The sequence below is a fragment of the Verrucosispora sp. NA02020 genome (assembly GCF_013364215.1).
In the GTDB taxonomy this organism is placed as follows: domain Bacteria; phylum Actinomycetota; class Actinomycetes; order Mycobacteriales; family Micromonosporaceae; genus Micromonospora.
Window position 1 is genome coordinate 5649892 of record NZ_CP054923.1, and the last position, 16537, is coordinate 5666428.

19 protein-coding genes are annotated in these 16537 nt (G+C 70.6%); 7 read left to right on the forward strand and 12 right to left on the reverse strand.

What is annotated here, in order from left to right; all coding sequences use genetic code 11:
• Nucleotides 1–18 precede the first annotated feature (18 nt).
• Nucleotides 19–717, reverse strand: coding sequence for an NADPH-dependent F420 reductase (gene npdG, locus HUT12_RS25090; RefSeq protein WP_176094956.1), 699 nt, complete (start codon nt 715–717; stop codon nt 19–21).
• A 189-nt stretch (nt 718–906) separates the two neighbouring features.
• On the reverse strand, nt 907–2340 hold the full coding sequence (locus tag HUT12_RS25095; RefSeq protein ID WP_176094957.1) for an RNB domain-containing ribonuclease: 1434 nt from the start codon (nt 2338–2340) through the stop codon (nt 907–909).
• A gap of 365 nt (nt 2341–2705) precedes the next feature.
• Here HUT12_RS25095 and HUT12_RS33260 point away from each other — a divergent pair, with 365 nt between their 5' ends.
• Nucleotides 2706–3920, forward strand: coding sequence for a hypothetical protein (locus HUT12_RS33260; RefSeq protein WP_303393502.1), 1215 nt, complete (start codon nt 2706–2708; stop codon nt 3918–3920).
• A gap of 381 nt (nt 3921–4301) precedes the next feature.
• Here the strand turns inward: HUT12_RS33260 and HUT12_RS25110 are convergent, their stop codons facing one another.
• The gene (locus HUT12_RS25110) at nt 4302–4511 is read right to left on the reverse strand and encodes a hypothetical protein (RefSeq protein WP_176094958.1); all 210 of its coding nucleotides are present in this window, start codon (nt 4509–4511) and stop codon (nt 4302–4304) included.
• Nucleotides 4512–4841: 330 nt separating this feature from the next.
• On the opposite strand from HUT12_RS25110, the gene HUT12_RS25115 reads away from it, so the two are divergent.
• Together HUT12_RS25115 and HUT12_RS25120 are read left to right on the forward strand one after the other, a co-directional pair.
• Nucleotides 4842–5351, forward strand: coding sequence for an NUDIX domain-containing protein (locus HUT12_RS25115; protein ID WP_131052042.1), 510 nt, complete (start codon nt 4842–4844; stop codon nt 5349–5351).
• The gene (locus HUT12_RS25120) at nt 5344–6138 is read left to right on the forward strand and encodes a nucleotidyltransferase domain-containing protein (protein ID WP_176094959.1); all 795 of its coding nucleotides are present in this window, start codon (nt 5344–5346) and stop codon (nt 6136–6138) included. The genes HUT12_RS25115 and HUT12_RS25120 overlap by 8 nt, the downstream gene beginning before the upstream one ends.
• 4 nt (nt 6139–6142) lie before the next feature.
• On the opposite strand, the gene HUT12_RS25125 is transcribed toward HUT12_RS25120, so the two are convergent.
• Complete coding sequence (locus HUT12_RS25125) at nt 6143–7009, reverse strand: AraC family transcriptional regulator (RefSeq protein WP_176094960.1); 867 nt, start codon at nt 7007–7009, stop codon at nt 6143–6145.
• A gap of 385 nt (nt 7010–7394) precedes the next feature.
• On the opposite strand from HUT12_RS25125, the gene HUT12_RS25130 reads away from it, so the two are divergent.
• The 4 genes from HUT12_RS25130 to HUT12_RS25145 all read left to right on the forward strand — a co-directional run bounded on the left by HUT12_RS25130 (nt 7395) and on the right by HUT12_RS25145 (nt 10458).
• Entirely contained in the window at nt 7395–7766 is a 372-nt protein-coding gene (locus HUT12_RS25130) for a hypothetical protein (RefSeq protein WP_131052045.1), read from the forward strand.
• Nucleotides 7763–8227, forward strand: coding sequence for a roadblock/LC7 domain-containing protein (locus tag HUT12_RS25135; protein WP_131052046.1), 465 nt, complete (start codon nt 7763–7765; stop codon nt 8225–8227). The genes HUT12_RS25130 and HUT12_RS25135 overlap by 4 nt, the downstream gene beginning before the upstream one ends.
• A gap of 905 nt (nt 8228–9132) precedes the next feature.
• Nucleotides 9133–9909: a GntR family transcriptional regulator gene (locus HUT12_RS25140; RefSeq protein ID WP_217706046.1), complete on the forward strand. Its 777-nt coding sequence runs from the start codon at nt 9133–9135 to the stop codon at nt 9907–9909.
• A 189-nt stretch (nt 9910–10098) separates the two neighbouring features.
• On the forward strand, nt 10099–10458 hold the full coding sequence (locus tag HUT12_RS25145; RefSeq protein WP_176095961.1) for a hypothetical protein: 360 nt from the start codon (nt 10099–10101) through the stop codon (nt 10456–10458).
• A 65-nt stretch (nt 10459–10523) separates the two neighbouring features.
• On the opposite strand, the gene HUT12_RS25150 is transcribed toward HUT12_RS25145, so the two are convergent.
• The 8 genes from HUT12_RS25150 to HUT12_RS25185 all read right to left on the reverse strand — a co-directional run bounded on the left by HUT12_RS25150 (nt 10524) and on the right by HUT12_RS25185 (nt 16533).
• On the reverse strand, nt 10524–11081 hold the full coding sequence (locus HUT12_RS25150) for a DUF6036 family nucleotidyltransferase (protein WP_176094961.1): 558 nt from the start codon (nt 11079–11081) through the stop codon (nt 10524–10526).
• The gene (locus HUT12_RS25155) at nt 11078–11575 is read right to left on the reverse strand and encodes a helix-turn-helix domain-containing protein (protein ID WP_176094962.1); all 498 of its coding nucleotides are present in this window, start codon (nt 11573–11575) and stop codon (nt 11078–11080) included. The genes HUT12_RS25150 and HUT12_RS25155 overlap by 4 nt, the downstream gene beginning before the upstream one ends.
• A 388-nt stretch (nt 11576–11963) precedes the next feature.
• Nucleotides 11964–12593, reverse strand: a complete 630-nt coding sequence (locus HUT12_RS25160; RefSeq protein WP_217706047.1) for a hypothetical protein — start codon at nt 12591–12593, stop codon at nt 11964–11966.
• Between the two features lie 32 nt (nt 12594–12625).
• Nucleotides 12626–13843: a tyrosine-type recombinase/integrase gene (locus HUT12_RS25165; RefSeq protein ID WP_176094963.1), complete on the reverse strand. Its 1218-nt coding sequence runs from the start codon at nt 13841–13843 to the stop codon at nt 12626–12628.
• On the reverse strand, nt 13843–14022 hold the full coding sequence (locus HUT12_RS25170) for an AlpA family transcriptional regulator (protein ID WP_176095963.1): 180 nt from the start codon (nt 14020–14022) through the stop codon (nt 13843–13845). Before HUT12_RS25170 ends, HUT12_RS25165 begins: the two co-directional genes overlap by 1 nt.
• A gap of 2 nt (nt 14023–14024) precedes the next feature.
• Entirely contained in the window at nt 14025–15776 is a 1752-nt protein-coding gene (locus HUT12_RS25175) for a replication initiator (RefSeq protein ID WP_176094964.1), read from the reverse strand.
• Nucleotides 15773–16345, reverse strand: a complete 573-nt coding sequence (locus HUT12_RS25180) for a DUF2637 domain-containing protein (RefSeq protein WP_176094965.1) — start codon at nt 16343–16345, stop codon at nt 15773–15775. Before HUT12_RS25180 ends, HUT12_RS25175 begins: the two co-directional genes overlap by 4 nt.
• On the reverse strand, nt 16342–16533 hold the full coding sequence (locus HUT12_RS25185) for a hypothetical protein (RefSeq protein WP_176094966.1): 192 nt from the start codon (nt 16531–16533) through the stop codon (nt 16342–16344). Before HUT12_RS25185 ends, HUT12_RS25180 begins: the two co-directional genes overlap by 4 nt.
• Nucleotides 16534–16537 lie beyond the last annotated feature (4 nt).

The following is a 16537-nucleotide window of genomic DNA, read 5'->3' on the forward strand; positions in this document are numbered from 1 at the left end:
GCTGCGTCGTACGGTCACTCAGACGTCGGTGACGCGGACGCCCGCGTGCGCCTTGTAGCGCTTGTTGATCGCGATCAGGTTGGCGGTGAACGCCTCGATCTGGTGCGCGTTGCGCAGCCGTCCGGCGTAGATGCCCCGCATGCCGGGGATCCGGGCGGCGAGCGCGCCGACGATCCCGACCAGTTCCCGCTCCTCGGTGCAGATCAGCACGTCCAGCTCGATCCGGTCGATCTCCGGGTCGGCCAGCAGCGGCGCGCTGACGTGGTTGAACGCGGCGCAGACCCGGGAGTCGGGCAGTAGCGCGGCGGCCTGCTGGACGGCGCTGCCCTCCGACACCGGCAACGCGTACGGGCCCTGCTTGTCGAAGCCGAGCGGGTTCACGCAGTCGACCACGATCTTGCCGGCGAGCGGTGCGGCGAGCGCGGAGACGATGGCGGCGTGCCCGTCCCACGGCACCGCGATGATCACCACGTCGCTGCGCCGGGCCACCTCCTCGTTGTCCGCCCCGGTCACGCTGCCCTCCGCCGGTACGCCCGGCAGGGCCGCGATCTCCGCAGCCGACTCGGCCGCGCGCTGCGCGGAACGGGAACCGATGAGCACCGTCTGACCGGCCCGGGCGAACCGGTAGGCGAGCCCCCGGCCCTGGTCACCGGTGCCACCGATGATGCCGACGGTGAGCCCGGAAACGTCGGGCAGGTCGCTCGCGTCATATGCCATGGTCGTCATCCTCGCAAATCCTGCGGCCCCGCAGCAGCGCTCTGAGCTGTGACAAACCCCGCTGAGCAGGCCCGACGGCAACCGCCCGCAGCGTCGCGACTACGCACCGCCGACCGTTGCGGGGTCCCGGTGGTCGAGGATCGCGGCGAGCCGGGTCCCGCCGCCCGTCGGAGACCGCCGTGAGCCGGATCAGGCCAGGGCGAAGGTGACCGTGCGGGTGGCCGGGTCGGCCGCGACCAGTCGGACCCGGACCCGGGTGCCGAGCGTCAGCTCGCCGGTGCACCGGGCCCGTACCGGCGGATCGTCCAGGGCCACCGCGCCCCCGGGCGGACGGTTCGCGCGCCCCTTGCCGTTCGGCGGCGCGTCGACGTCCAGCACCGCCGCGTCGAACGTCTCCCCCACCCGGTGCGCCAACAACACCGCCTCGGCCAGGTCGATCGCACCCCGACTCGCCGCCGACGCGGCCCGGTCCGTCGTCGACATCACCGCCGGCAACCGGGGCAACGCCTCCCGGGCCCAGTCCGGCACCGCACGGCCGTCGTGCAGGGCCAGGCAGACCTCCGTGGCGTACCGGTCGGCCAGCCGACGCAGCGGCGCTGTCACGTGCGCGTACGCCGCCGCCACCCCACCGTGCACCGGCTGCTCCGGGACCTCGCCGTCGAACGCCGTGTACGCCGCCGACCGCATCAGCTCCGCCGCCTGATCGACGAAGGCGGCGGCCCTCGGTTGCGCCGGGTCCAACCCCAGCAGCAACTCCCCGACGCTCATCCCCTCCGGCCAGTCCACGCCCAGCGGCCCCGCCGCCGCCCGCAACCGCTGCACCGCCTCCGCCTTCGGCGCGGGCATCGTCCGCAACAGCCCGATCCCGCCGGCCAGCATCAGGTCCGCCGCCGCCATCCCGGTGAGCAGCGAAATCTGCGCGTTGTGCTCCTCCATCGGCACCGGTGCCCGCAGCACCAGCCGCCACCCGTCGCCGTCGGCCTCCACGTCCTGCTCGGGGATCGGCAGATTGATCGCACCCCGGCGCAGACCCCGCGCGGTCAGCAGCGCACCGATCTCCGGCAACAACGCGATCGGCTCCGGCAACCGGCCCGCGTCCGCGTCGGCCTGCACACTCGGATAATCCAACTGGGCCCGGCTGCGCACCAGCGCCCGCTCCAGCGAGACAGCCGTGGTCGCGCCCTCGGCGTCCAGGTCGATGGTCCACAGCACCGCCGCCCGGTCCACGTCCGGCAACAGGCTCGCCGCACCCTCACCGAGACTGTGCGGGTGCAACGGCACGTTGCCGTCGGGCAGGTACACCGTCTGCCCCCGCCGCCAGGTCTCCTCCTCCAACGCACCACCCGGGCGTACGTGCGCGGCCACGTCCGCGATCGCGTACCGCACCCGGAAGCCCCCACCCGTACGGCGGCTGAGGTGCATCGCCTGGTCCAGATCCCGCGACCCCGGCGGATCCACCGTGACCAGCGGCACGTCCGTCCGGTCCACCGCCGGCCGGGGCGGTGCGGCGACCGCCTCGTCGGCCTCCCGCTGCGCCTGCTCGGGGTACGCCTCAGGCAGCCCCAACTCACGACGTAGCCCGCCGAAATCGATGCGGGGTGCGACAACCCGTCGGATGACCATGGGCCAATCCTGACAGCCTCCCGCACACCCCGCCCTCCTCCGACCGACCACCCCACCACCACACGTCGGTGGCGGGTGCGGCGAGCCCGCACGCGTCGATCATGGAGTTGTGGCACCCGCCTCGCCCAATTTCGCGGCTTTCGCGGAGGGCCACAACTCCATGATCGCGCGAGGCCGACCGGCCTTGAGCGCGCGAGGGTGACCGACGGGCAACGCGTGGGTAGGGACCTGCTTCGTCGAAGTGGGGTGCCTACTTGGCGGTGGCTCGCTTGGCGGGGGCCTTGCGGGCCGAGGTCGTCGTCCGCTTCGCGGTGGACTTCGCCGCCGAACCCGTGGACTGACGCGCACGGCTCGCGGCGCTCGTCGTGGCCTTCTTCGCCGGGGCCGTGGACTTGCGGGCCGCCGCCCTGGTCGTCGCGCTCGCCGTGGACTTGCGGGCCGGTGCTGTCGACGTGCGCGCCGAGGCGGTGGACTTCTTCGCCGGTACGGCGGACTTCCGAGCCGCCGTGGCCCGGGTCGTCGTCTTCTTCGCTGCGGTCGCCGTCTTGCGTGTCGCGGCCGGCCGGGTCGAGGCCGCCTTCTTCGCCGGAGCGGTCTTACGGGCCGGAGCGACGCGACCTGTCGCCGCTTTCCTCGCCGGAGCCGCCTTCTTCGCCGGAGCGACGCGACTTGTCGCCTTCTTCGCCGGAGCGGTCTTGCGCGCCGGTGTGGCCCGACCAGTCGAGGCATTCTTCGTCGGAGCGGCTTTACGAGCCGGAGCGGCCCGACCTGTCGCCGCCTTCTTCGCCGGAGCCGTCTTCGTCGCGGGAGCGGCCTTGCGCGCGGAAACGGTCCGACCGGCCGTCGTCTTCGTCGCGGGGGCGGCGGTGGACGCCTTCTTCGCCGGGGCCTTCTTCGCGGGTGCCTTCGCCGCCGTCGTACGGGCGGGGGTCCGGGTCGACGCCGTGGTGGTCTTGCGCGCGGGTGCCTTGCTGGCCGCCGCCGTGGTCTTCGTGGCCGGTGCCTTGCGCGCGGTGGTGGCCCGCGCCATCGTCGCCTTGCGCGCGGGCGCGGCCTTCCGCGCGGCGGAAGCAGCCTTGCGCGCGGGCGCAGTCTTACCCACGGCGGAAGCAGCCTTCCGGGCCGGCGCGGCCTTGCCCACGGCGGAAGCAGCCTTCCGAGCCGGCGCGGCCTTGCGCGCGGCGGGCGCGGTCTTACGCGCCGGGGTCGCCGCGCTCGCGGACGCCTTGGCGGCCGTGGTGCGCGCTGCCGTGCCCCGGGCCGCTGTACTGCCGGCCGCCGCGCTCCGAGTGCTCGTGCTCCGGGTACCCGTGGTCCGCGCCGCCGTGGTCCGGGCCGCTGTGGCCGTCGCTGTGGTGGCCTTGTTGGCCGGTGCCCGCTTGGCCGCTGTCGTGGTGCGCGCCGGAGCCGGGCGCCCCTCGCTCGCCGCAGCCCGCGCCGAGGTGGTCTTCTTCCCCGCACCGGCAGCGGCCGTCTTCTTCGCCGCAGCCGCAGGCGTGGGCTTCACGCCGGTGGCAGCCGTAGCGGACCCGGGCGCGGTCTTCCGACCGGCAGCCGCAGGGGTCGCCGCGGTGATCTGACTGGCGGGGGACTTCACGGCGGCGCGCTTGCGGGCGGGGGCCGTCGTGGTGCCCGCTGACGCGGTCGCGTTCGCGGCCGGGGTCGCCGTGGCGGTGCGCCGGGCGGCCGGGGGCGTGGCGGTGGTGCGCTGGGAGGCCGGGGCCCGGCCGGCAGCACCGGACGCGGTACGGGTGGCCGGGGCGGTGCCGTTCGCGCGACGCGTGGTCGGCGTACGGGTGAGGCCGGCGGTGCGGTCCGTGGCGGCAGTCTGCCGGGCGGGTGTTCGCGTCGCGGCCGGTCGGGTGGCCTGTTGTGCTTCGGCCATCTCGGTTCCTCCTTGGGGACGTGCCGCCGCCCTCGCGGCGCACGTGGTGTCGCGACGCGAGGTCGTCCCGCGTCGGCTACTTCTCCTCCCCGTCCTCCTCGGCCCTACGGGCGTCCTCGGCTTCCCACGCTTCGTTGCGCTCCCGCACCTTCTGCAGGGCGTTCTCCGCGTCGGTGGCCGAGGCGTACGGGCCGAGGACGTGCCGGGCAGGGCACACGTCGGCTTCGTGCTCGACCCGGTGGTGTCGCGTACACCAGTAGTAGCGCCCATGTCCGCTGTCGTTCATGGGATCACTGTGCATCGGGACACGACGGCCCGCCACCGGAACACTGCAAGTCACCAGGCTTTTCCACAGTAGACCTGCTTGTGGCTTTACATGCGAAAACGGCGAAAAACACAAAATGTCGAGGTAGTGCGAACACTCTCCGTGCACGACAGGGTGTCGCTGCGACGGCGGATGTCGACGCCGACGGCACAATGTCGGCACGCCGCGACGGCGCGCGCACCGAGCGCGTCCGAGGCTCGCTAAATCCAAGCCTGCCAGGGAAATCGGGCCACCGGCCGGATCGTCCTGACCGGATGCGAGCGCCGATCGGCACCCGGCTAAGGTCGCCGGATGGGCGTACCGGAATACATCCTGAGGATGCGTGAACACGTCGGACACGAGCTGATTTGGCTACCCAGCGTCAGCGCGGTGGTCCGGAACGACGCGGGCGAGCTGTTGCTCTCCCGACTCGCCTACGACGGGCGATGGTCGGTGGTGAGTGGCTTCGTCGAGCCGGAGGAGCAGCCGGCCAGCGCGGTGGTCCGCGCGGTGCTGGAGGAGACCGGTCTGGAGGTCGAGCCGCTGCGGCTGAGCAGCGCGGTGACGCATCCGCGCACGTACCCGAACGGGGACCGCTGCGAGTACCTCAACCTCGGCTTCCGCTGCCGTCTGCTCGGCGGCGACCTGCGGGTCGACAACGAGGAGTCGCCGGACGTGCGGTGGTTCGCCCCGGGGCGGCTGCCCGACCTCGACGAGCACGCCCGGATGGTGATCCGGCACGCGCTGGGCACCGAGGTGTCGGCGTACTTCCTGCCCGCCGGGATGCGCTGGGGCGCGCCGGGCGAACTCGAGCATGCCTGACGCGCTGCTGCGCTACCTGACCGAGCTGGTCGCCGCCGCGCGCGAGGTGCTCGGCGACGACCTGCGCGGGGCGTACGCGGCGGGCTCGGTGGGGTTGGACGCGTACCAGCCGGGGCGCAGTGACGTGGACGTGGCGCTGGTCTGCGGCGGCCCGCTGGACCGCACGACGGCCGGTGAGCTGATGGCGCGGCTGCGACACGAGACGCTGCCCTGCCCGGCGCGCGGGCTGGAACTGGTGGTGTACCGGTGGGAGGTGGCCCGGTCGGGCACTCCCGAGCCGGGGTTCGAGGTGGAGCTGAACACCGGCGCGGGGATGGCCTTCCGGGTGTCGTACGGCCCGGCGGACCGGCCGCCCGCCGACGGCCTGTTCTGGTACGGCCTGGACCGCAGCATCCTGCACCAGAGCGGGCGGGCCCTCCTCGGCCCGCCCGCCGCCGACGTCGTCGCCGACCTCTCCCCCGACGACCTGCGGCGGCTCGTGGTCGAGGCGCTGCGGTGGTGGCTGGCGCTGCCGCTGCCCGCCGGCGACGTGCCCGCACCCGGAGCGGAGGACGCCGTGCTCGGCGCGTGCCGGTCCTGGGTACGCCTGCACCACGGGGTGTGGCTGCCCAAGGTGGCCGCCGGCCGGCGGCTGCTGGCCGAGGCCGGACCGCTCGTCGACGCCGCGACCACCGACCTGGTGGTCCGGTCGGTCGCCGCCCGCGACGGCGGCCCACCCCCGTCCGGCCCGCAGGCCCGCGCCTTCCAGCGCCGGGTGTTGGCCGACCTCACCGGTACGCCGTCCTGAGCGCTCAGGCCGCAACCGGCTCCACCGGGATCCACAGCTCCGCGTCGGCGTGAGCGCCGTCGGCCGAGATCCGGGTACGGGAGATCTCCGGACCGGGCCGGGAGCGGTACGGGTTGGACGGGAACCACTGCGTGAACACGTCCCGCCACAGGTGCTGCACCGCCTCCGGAAAGGCCCCGGAGATCTCGAAGACCGCCCACGTCCCCGCCGACACCGGCATGGCGTCCAGGTCCTCGGGCACGTCGGCGCCGGTGGCCACGCAGAACCAGTAGTCGAGTTCGGTGCCCTCGGCGCGACTGTCGGCGAGGCCGGCACCGACGTTGACGACGCCCGCCGGCTCCTGGTCGGACAGCGCCTCGATCCGGTCCCGGGTCGCCGCTTCGATGCTCCTGACGAACGCCACGATGGCCGGGTTCATGCCCCCGTGCACCAGCGGCACCCGGGCCTTGCGGCCGACCAGCCGGAAGGACTCCTTCTGCACGATGCGGTACCGCATGCTGCTGCTTCCCTCGACGGTCAGCCGGAAGGACATCCGGGGCTGGGCCCGCAACACCGCGCCGGTACGCCGGGCCTCACCGGGTCCGACCCCGTGCACCGCCTTGAACGCGCGGGCGAACGCCTCGGCCGAGCCGTACCCCCAGCGGACCGCGATGTCGAGCAGCGTGCGCTCCCCCGCGACCACCTCCGCGCCGGCCACCGTGAGCCGGCGACGCCGCACGTACTCGGAGAGCGGAACGCCGGCCAGCGCGGAGAACAGCCGCCGGAAGTGGTGCTCCGACGTGACCGCGATCCGCGCCAGCTCACCGGCGTCGACCGGCCGGTCCAGGTGCCGCTCGATGTGCTCCATGGCCTGGTTGAGTCGCTCCAGCACCTGGTGTCTCCTTCCCCTGCGCCACCCACACTATGGACGCGACGGCACCGGGCACCCGACAGGCTGTGCCCGGTGCCGTCGGTGGTACTCCATGCGCGTCCCCGGGTACCCGACGCCGCTCCGAAACGACGTCGACCCACCGACGATGCCCAGGTTGCAGACTGAGTAGCAGACGACGTCGGCACCGAGACATCAGCCGCAGCGACGAACTCGACCGGCCCGCCGGTCACCGAGCGTGGCCCACTCAGTTCGATCGCGCTGCCCCCGGGTGCACACCGCAGGTCAGGTGTGCCACCCTCGTCCGAGATTTGCTCACCCGGGGCCCGGCCCCCGGGAAGACCACGAGCTGGCGCGAACCCGGACGCCAGTCGAACCTGGAGGCACCGTGGCCAACCTCGACACCGCCCTCAAGGACGCCATGACGATCGACGGCGCGATCGGCGTCGCGCTCGTCGACTACACCAGCGGGATGACACTCGGCGTCGCGGGCGGCACACCGGAGATCGACCTGACCGTCGCCGCCGCCGGCAACACCGACGTGGTACGCGCCAAGATGCGGACCATCGAGATGCTCAAGCTCAACGACGAGATCGAGGACATGCTGATCACCCTCGGCGGTCAGTACCACATCATCCGGCCGCTGGCCGGCGCCAACGGCAAGGGCCTGTTCCTCTACCTGATGCTCAGCAAGACCCGCTCCAACCTGGCTCTCGCCCGCCACCAGCTGCGCAGCATCGAGGAGCGCCTCGAACTGTGAGCGAGACCTTCCTACCCCGCCGCACCGCGCAACGCCCGGCCGCCCCACCGCCGCCTGCCTTCCCGCCGTCCCTGGCCGGCAACCCGCGTCTGCCGTACCCGGCCATCGGCACCGAACTCGCCGAGCTGCGCCTACAGATCCCCGGCGTGCAGGGAAGCGTCCTCGGCGGCGTGGACGGACTGCGCATCACCCACGACGTACCACCACCGCTGGACCCCGACGACCTGGCCGCGATGGCGGCGGCGACCTTCGGCCTCGGCCGGCAGGTCAGCCTCCGACTCGGCCAGGGCGAGTTCCGGCAGTCCACCGTCCGCAACCAGGCCGGCTACTTCTCCGTGTACGCCGTCGGCCCGCAGGCCCTGCTCTCCGTGGTCGGCGCCGACGCGATCAACGTGGCCCGCCTCCACCTGCACGCCCCACCCGTCGCGGAACGCCTCGCCGCGCTGCTCACGCAGGTCTGACCGCTGCTGCTCACGCAGGTCTGATCGCTCTGTTGGTCGCGCGGTCTGACCGTTCTGTTGCTCGCGCAGGGATGACCGCTCTGCCACGAGCCGGGCTCACCGCCATCGTGTGCGCCACGCGCCGCGCGTGATTCCTCGCCACACGATGGCGGTGAGCCCACCACCCTAGTCACCCGTCGCGCGAGGACGTCTCGCTGACTGCCGCCCAGGCAAGCCGGAAGCCCTTCTGAGACCGGCGACGAGGACGAACACCGACCGCCGCTCGGTGGCCTGACCACGGTTGCCGATCTGGTATCCCTCAAGCCAGATCCAGCCGTCGAACGTCGTCCAGTCGAGAGCCCTGATCAGTCGGAAGTGGATCGGTCTGTGGAACTGCGGACTGGCCTCCCGGGTGAGGTAGAGCAGTTCTCCCGACCGAGGTACGCCAGGCGTTGACGGTCACTGCGGCGTCTTCGAGCCTTGGGCAGGCGGTGTGCGGTTGACAGCGCGTACAGACGCCCTTGTGGTGGGCGTCGATGACCGACCACGCGAGTTCGACACGGAACGGGACCTCAGGCCGGGTCATCGGCGGAGCCGTCCGGCCTCTCGTCAGAACTCGGACGGTGGTAGGGACGCTGGTTCGTCGACCCGCTGTGCGCCAGTCCAGCTCGGACGCGCACTTGGTCGACCGAGATCACCTGCCAGACGACGTCGATGGGCTCGTCCGGCCTCTGGAACCACTTCGACCGCGTCACTGGTTGCCTCCGGAAGTCGTAGGGCAACCGACACAGACACACCTACCCCTAGGTCACTCTCCGTGCCGGTTGCGTTGCAACCCTAAGCCCGTCCAGTCAACCTGTCTAGACAGGCTCGCCTAGGGTGCGGCGCAGAAGAGACTCCGGAAGATCGGCGGTACGGTGACGGACGTGCCTACCCCGCACCCAGAGCCACCCCGGTACCGGTTGATGGCGGAAGAACTGCGCCGCCGGATCATGTCCGGCGCGATCCCGCCTGGGGCGCTACTGCCCAGCGAATCGACCTTGATGACCGAGTTCTCCGTGGCGCGCGGAACGGTCCGGGAGGCGCTCGCCCTGCTGCGCGCCGAGGGCTTGGTGGTCACCGAGATGGGACGCGGGACGTACGCACGGCCCACCATGCCCGTACGGCGTCTCGGCTCCGACCGCTACCGTAAGGAACTCGACCAGGTCCGCTCCGGCGAACTTGGTACGTCGTTCACAGCGGACCAGCAGATCCCGTGGTCGGCGTACACCCTGGACAAGACCTTCCACGAGACGCCCGCAAGCGAGACGATCGCCGACCTCTTCGGCGTCGAGCCGGGCACGATGCTGCTCGAACGCCGCTTCGTCTTCCGGACACACGGCACGCCACAGCAGATGTCGACCTCATACCTGCTGCTGGAGATGGTGACCGGCACCCCTGTGGCCGACCCCGCCAACGAGCCGTGGCCCGGCGGCAACACCGCGCAACTTCACAGCCTGGGCCACACGATCACGTCGGTGCGGGAGCAGGTCCGGGCGAGGATGCCCGTACCCGACGAGGTCGACACCCTGCGGATTCCCGGCGGCGTGCCGGTGGTCGTCCTCACGCGGCAGACCTATGCCGGGGACCGCGTCCTTGAGGTCGCCGACATCACGATCCCCGCCGACAGGGTCAGCCTGGACTATCGAATCGACCTGGGTTAGGTCGCTGCTGGATGCCTGCGGAATTCTGCTCGCCGACAGCCAGCGCGAGCCGCCGTCCAAGGTTCGAGGCGATCGGGCAGCACTTGGGCCGTTATCGGCTCACCGGGGCCAGCGGTGAATGCGGTGGTGTCGGTCGCGGGCGGCTCGGTACTGTCCGGGCTCACGATCGACGGGAATAGCGGGGTCGAGTTGAGCAGTGGCGTGGGTACGACGGTGTTGTGGCGCCCGACCGGGCCACAGGAGCTGGAGCTTGTCCGCGCCTCGGGGTGGCGGCAGTGGCCGCCGCGCCTGCCCGATCAGCCGATCTTCTACCCGGTGTTGAACGAGGACTACGCGATCAAGATCGCCCGGGACTGGAACGTGCCCGCCTCCGGCACGGGTTACGTGACCCGCTTCCAGGTCGAGACGGAGTTCCTGAGCCGCTACCCCGTGCGCCAAGTCGGCGGCGACACCATCTTGGAGTTGTGGGTACCCGCCGAGGAACTGGACGAGTTCAACAAGCACATCGTCGGTGCGATCGAGGTCATCCACGAGTTCCGGTCGCAGTGATCAGGAGGGCCAGCGGTTAGCGGACGCCCCCCGTCCTGCATCGCAGCAGGTTCGGGCGATCCGTCTTAACCGACGGCTTCAGGCCCCGGCTGATACGCGGCGATCCAGTCCCGCAGGCGCTTCATCACCAAAGGATGCACGTCGGCCAGGAGTTCGATTCGCTCGGCGACCACGTCCGGTCTCACCAGTCCCGCTCGGAGCAACGCGTCAGCGAACTTGTTGTCCTTCTCCCTGCCGGCTACCAGCTTGGACACCACACAATCGTGCGGATCGAGCGCATAGCCACGTCCCGGCTGGGTGTTGTCGGACTCCACCAGCACCAAACGGTCGCGCCAGCCATCAGGCAACACCGCAGTCGACACACTCACACCCTGGGCGTAGTAGCCGAACGTCTCGTGGAACGGCGAGAACTCGCCGATGAACGCGTCGATCTGGTCGGCCTTCTGATCGTCCGGGTCGTCAAAGAACGCCACATCCACCTCCATCGAGGCAGTGGCTTCAAGCGGAAGATCACCTTCCAGGAACGTCCCTAGCACCGACTGACTGCCGATGATGAGGACGTTCCGGTCCTCGACAATCCGACCCGTCGATCTCAGGACATGCTCCAGCTCTGCGCGCTTCATGCCGCCCGGTCTCCGACGCTGCGCTTGAAGGACTCAAGAACCTTCCGACGCTGCGACTGCGAGAGCACGCCGGCGAAGGGCGAATTCTGCCGCAACTCGACAGCCTCCGGGTCTTCCGACGTCAACGACCGCAGGACAGAATCCACGCCTTCGTTGATCTTGTCCTGCCAGCGCCTCAGCCAGACCTCGGCCATAGTCCCCCGATGCTGTCGGAGCAGTCGATCAAGGTTCTCCGCAGCCTTACCCAGCACTTCGTCCGGATCGACGACCAGGCCGCCCGCCACCGCTTGGTGCAGCCACAGCGACTTGAGCTGATCACGGGTCAACGCCCGCTTTGGCCGCAACAACGCCTCGACATGCTCCCGCCTGACCTTGCGGTGCGCACCCACCCGCACGAACGGCAGGTCCCCACGTTCACACAGGTTGACCACCTGCTGACGCGACGACCCCAGCAACTTGGCCGCTTGGCCAGTGGTCAGGAGTTCCCCACTCATCTTGCCAGCATGCGCCGTAAACGCTAAAAACGCAACTCAGCAACTGCATCTGCGCTGCTCGCACCGCATCACCAGGCAAGAAGAAGAGACCGTCGATCGCCGTTGCGGGTGCGCTCCGCCGAGATCAGTTGATGCACTCCTGGGCCACCTCTTGACCGTCAGGGCGCCCTCAGGGCGTCAAACGCCGACCAACGTTGACCATGAACGACCATCGACGCCCGGACATAGGACCAGTTCAGAGCCTTGATCGGGGCTCTGAACTGGTGGGCGACGGACGAGTCGACCTGTACGCCGGATTATGAAGTTCATTAGTGCCCTGAGCAGGCGATTCGTTTGCCAGATACCCGCTCAGGGCGTCGCCAGGGCGTCAGAGAGAACCAGGCCACCCTCAGGCCGTCGGAGGTCGCACCTTGGCGGGATCAACGTCCCACCGGAGAACGGTTCGGGATGAGTGGTCACTGGTAACCGTCACCGGGTAGACGTGACCCGCCGCCCGCTCCCCCCGGTGCCGCATCGAATGGTCGCCCTCGTTCCAGCCGATGCCGAGGACGGGACAGCCGGCAACTTCGACCGGCCCGACGTGCAGCGGATGGTTGGCAGCGGACCGGCGAAAGTTGTCGTAGTCAGTACCTGGCTCCACGGATGGGCCGGCCCATGAATCGAGCGCGACGGCGTCGCCCAGGACCATGCCGCACCGGTCGGCCGGTAGGTCACCGAGCAACCGGCCGGCGCTTTCTCCGCCCAGACGAACCTCAAGCATCGTGATGGCGACCTCGCCGAAGAACGGGGACGGCTGGGTAGCCGCCAGCACGGGTAGGAGACGGTCTGGGTCGACAGGTACGGCGACCGCCTCGAACAGCCATTCCTGGATATGGCCACCACCAGTGGCAGCGACCGCCGCCGCACGATCGGAAAGCCGCTCGCCGATGCTCGGCCAGATGTAGTCGAGGTGCCCGACCGTCGCGAGGACCAAGACACCGGATGGGGCAGCGACCATACCCAACTCAACGAGATCCACCCGGACGAGTCTGGTCTTCTGGCACAACGCTGTCACCGGCGCGGACCCGGAACCTCAGCCGCAGGCCCGAACAGATTGTCGATCGCGTTGCGGGTGCGTTCCTCGCTGGCCGGCATCAGGTGCGTGTACACCCGGAGGGTGAAGCCGGGGTCGGCGTGGCCGAGGTAGGAGGCGAGGGCCTTGATGCTCTCCCCCGCGTCAAGCAGCGACGAGGCGTAGAAGTGGCGCAGCGCGTGCATCCCGGTCGCCCGGGTCGGCGTGATGCCGGCCGCCACGACGGCGGGACGCCAACTCTTGTTGTCGAAGGTGCGCCGATTGATCGCACCGCGCCGGGTGGTGGTGAACAGCAGCGGCACCGTGACCCGCTCGTCGTCCGCCGGGTTCTCCCACGGCAGGGTGAGCGATAGCGGAGCGAAGTCGTCGATGTGCTGCCGCAGCACCAGGCCGACGGAGTCAGGCAGCGGCACCCGGCGATCCCGGTCGTTCTTGGGTAGCCCGAAGACGAGCCGAGAGCGGACGAGCTTGACCTGACGCGAGACGTGCAACCAGCCCGCGTCAAGGTCGATGTCGTCGACACCGAGGCCCAGGATCTCCCCCTGTCGCAGTCCGCAGCCGGCGCCCAGGTCGACCATCGCGCGGTACCGCTGGGCGAGGCCACCGCGAATTGCCGAAACCTGTTCGTACCGCCACGGCACCACCCTGCGCTGCACCGGTCGCGGTGGCTTTACTGACTTTGCCGAACACGGATTCTTGGTGATCCGTTCGTCGTCGACCGCCGCGCCGAGGATGGTCCGCAGGTGGGCGAAGACCACGGCCCGGGTAGCCGGAGCCAGCTTGCCGACCATGCTCGCGTCCCATTCCCGGATGTGGCCCGGCTTGATCTCCGCCAACTTTCGAGAGCCGAAGCACGGAAGCAGGTGCTTCCGTACCCGAAACTCGGTGCTCTCCCGGGTCGACTCGTCGAACGAGCGCGTCCGTAGCCACGTCTCGGCGTACTCGGCGAAGGTCATCCGACCGGCGACCGGGTCGACGTACGAGCCGCGCAGCTTGTCCGTCTCGGTGGAGACGAGGAACGCCTCAGCCTCGCGCTTGGCCCGGTCGGGGTAGGACTTCTTCCGTTCCTTGCCGTCCGGCCCGACGTACCGCACCCGGTAGCGCAGCCCTTTGCCGAACAGGTTCGTCTTGACCCGCTCCCGTCGCCCGCCCGGGTGGTGAACCGTCTTATACCAGCGATCCTCTACGTGTCCCATCAGGCCGCAGCCTGCTCACGTACCCAGGACCGGACCGCTTCCGGCTCGTACCGCAGGTGTCGACCGACCCGAGCGGCCGGCGGACCGTACTTGACCTTGCGCCAGCGGTACAGCGTCTCGGTCGGTACCCGCAGGTACGCCGACACGTCCCGGATCGTCCAGAGCCCATCGTTCGCCACCGTCACTGCCCCTCCCCCGTCATGCCGTTCGTGCCCGACGTCGATTCGGTGTCGGGGAGCTGGGCGGCGCGGTCCTTGGCGGCGAGGAGTTCGGAGCGCCAGCGGGCGCGTTCGCCGATGGCCCGCAGGAGTCGATGCGCCAGTGGACCCACGTCGGGATCGTCGGGTCGGGCGAGTTCCCAGGCGTGGCGGACGGGTTCGACGGTGGCGCCCTGGTCGTCGACGCCCTCTAGACCGACAGTGACGCCGAGCAGTGCGCGCACCCATGCCCGCACGTCGTGCTTGTGGTCCGAGAGCGTCTTGCCGGACCAGTCGCGGGAGATGAGGATGCGCCGGCCGCCGATGCCGAGGGTGTCTCGTTGGTGGACTTTGCCCTTGCAACGGCCGGGCTTGAGTTTCGCGTTGGCCTTGCGGGGTTGGATGCCGTAGAGCAGCCAGTTCGCGCAGCGTTCCGTGCACGGGGTGACCTGGAGTTCCTGCCACAGCCGGTCGAGGTGTGCGCGCTGCCTGCTGCTGGTGATCTTGTGGACGTCGCCGGTGTGTTTGGTGATGTACTTCGTGACGTAGCGGATGGTGCGTTCGGCGTCGTCGGTGCCGGGCATGACCCCGCGTGCGTCGACCTGGGAGCCGAAGCGCACGACGTGCACCGGTTCCGCGTCGGGGTCGGCGTCGATGGCGTCGAGTGCTTCCGTCCAGGCGGTCAGCGGCGCGCGGGTGTCCGGGTCGACCCACGCCGAAGCCTGCTCGTCCCAGAGCGGGAGCCGGTCGAGGGTGTACCGCTGGACGTCGACCGAGGGCCACCACACCTGGTGGTACGTCGCCGACGCCACGGTGCGGAGCACGTCGCGGGGGATGGTGCCTCGGATGGCGAAGTGTGCGTGTGGGGCGAGTCGGCGTTGGGGCTCGACGCAGCCGGCGTACTGGACGTTCCATCCTTCGCAGCGGCGCAGGTTCTGCCAGAACCGGTCGAGCAGCCGGGGGAAGTGGACGGCGTCCCAGGCGGCGCGGCGGTAGTCGTACCGGTCGGGGTTGAGCGGGGTGCCGTCGGGCCTGACGGGGCCGTAGGAGTCGAGGGTGAGCGTGAGCCACATCGACGGCCGGTAGGCGGTGCCGTCGGGGGCGGTGTAGGTGCGGCCGACGGTGCGTCGCTCGACCTTGCGCCGAGGTAGCTCGGGGGCGTCCTGTCGACGGCGGGTGGAGCGCTTGCGGCGGCGGCCGTTGTCCTCGTCGGCCTGGTCGTCGTCGCCGGTCGGGTGTGGTGGGGCGACGCGGCCTCGGAGTCCTTCGGCCGTGATGGCGTCTTCGATTTCGCGGATGGCGTCGTCGAGGTCTTCGACCTGGTCCCATTGGCTTGCTCGGGATGCTTCGTCGCGGGAGAACTCCAGGTGACCGCGCAGCAGGATGAGCGCCTTCTGTTCCTCGGTCGCTGGTTCTGGTGGGGGTAGGGGTTCGTCGTTGCGGTGCCAGCCTTCCCGGATCTGGGCCTGTCGCAGTCGGCGGTTCTTCTTGGCGCACGGGCCGCACTTGTCTTCCCGGGTCGCGCCGCAGGGCAGGTCGATGACCTCGGTCAGGCCGGTGTTCAGGTCGGTGCGCCGCATGGCGAGGGGGCGGACGCAGACGCCGTACTCGGCCGCGATCTCCTTGAGCACGTCGACCGAGCGGGGCAGTGCCATGCGGGCCGCCCGCGATCCCGGCCGAGGAGCGGCAGCCGGGGTCGGGGCGGGTTCGAGGCCGGGCAGGGTGGCAGCGGTCATCGGATGATCCCGACGACGTGCGGCCGGTTGGGCTGAACGGCACGCGGAGGCAGCACCACCGCCGGAGCCGGGACAGCCGGCGGAACCGGGACAGCCGGCGCAGCAGGCTCGGTCACGCGGACCGGTTCGACATCGGGGGCCGGGCCGGGTTGCTCGGTCCGGTGCGCAATTGGCTGGTGTGGCTCGACGGCCGGTGCGGTAACTGGAGCGTTGGACAGGACAACCTTGACCAGGGCGAGGAACGCCAGCGACGGCACCGCCGCCACGATCCAGCCCCACACCGACGGTTCAGCGCCCGCGACCTGGGCTGCGAGGGAGAGCAGCGCGAACGCCACCAGGAGCGAGCCGACCAGGCCGACGGGGCGACCGGCGCGACGGCGGGCGCGTAGTTCCAGGCCGAGGTAGATCGCCATCAGTTCGACGGCTACGGCGTTGGCCCAGCCGATCCAGTGTGGTTGGCCGTGGGCGACGGACAGGTCGTGGACGTGGGTGAAGGCGGCGGCGCCGGCCATGGTGCCGATGGCGAGCAGGATCACCAGGCGTACCGCGGATTCGGTGCGGGCGGTCATCGCCATTCCTCCAATGGCGTCTCGCGGATGGTGAGGTCGATGCGGATGCGTCGGCCGTCCATGTCGGGGCGGCGGTGGAGCATCTGCGCGACGCCGTGGAGGGCGGCGGCGGTCTGGTGGGCGGGGCCGACGAGCCGGATGTGCAGCGGACGCCGGAGCCGGTTGAGGACGCGGGTGAGGGTGTTCACGGCG

Excerpts from the sequence above, each read along its gene's own strand:
- npdG (WP_176094956.1), bottom strand. The coding sequence starts at position 717 with ATGGCATATGACGCGAGCGACCTGCCCGACGTTTCCGGGCTCACCGTC.
- HUT12_RS25095 (WP_176094957.1), bottom strand. The coding sequence starts at position 2,340 with ATGGTCATCCGACGGGTTGTCGCACCCCGCATCGATTTCGGCGGGCTA.
- HUT12_RS25110 (WP_176094958.1), bottom strand. The coding sequence starts at position 4,511 with ATGAACGACAGCGGACATGGGCGCTACTACTGGTGTACGCGACACCAC.
- HUT12_RS25115 (WP_131052042.1), top strand. The coding sequence starts at position 4,842 with ATGGGCGTACCGGAATACATCCTGAGGATGCGTGAACACGTCGGACAC.
- HUT12_RS25120 (WP_176094959.1), top strand. The coding sequence starts at position 5,344 with ATGCCTGACGCGCTGCTGCGCTACCTGACCGAGCTGGTCGCCGCCGCG.
- HUT12_RS25150 (WP_176094961.1), bottom strand. The coding sequence starts at position 11,081 with ATGAAGCGCGCAGAGCTGGAGCATGTCCTGAGATCGACGGGTCGGATT.
- HUT12_RS25155 (WP_176094962.1), bottom strand. The coding sequence starts at position 11,575 with ATGAGTGGGGAACTCCTGACCACTGGCCAAGCGGCCAAGTTGCTGGGG.
- HUT12_RS25165 (WP_176094963.1), bottom strand. The coding sequence starts at position 13,843 with ATGGGACACGTAGAGGATCGCTGGTATAAGACGGTTCACCACCCGGGC.
- HUT12_RS25175 (WP_176094964.1), bottom strand. The coding sequence starts at position 15,776 with ATGACCGCTGCCACCCTGCCCGGCCTCGAACCCGCCCCGACCCCGGCT.
- HUT12_RS25180 (WP_176094965.1), bottom strand. The coding sequence starts at position 16,345 with ATGACCGCCCGCACCGAATCCGCGGTACGCCTGGTGATCCTGCTCGCC.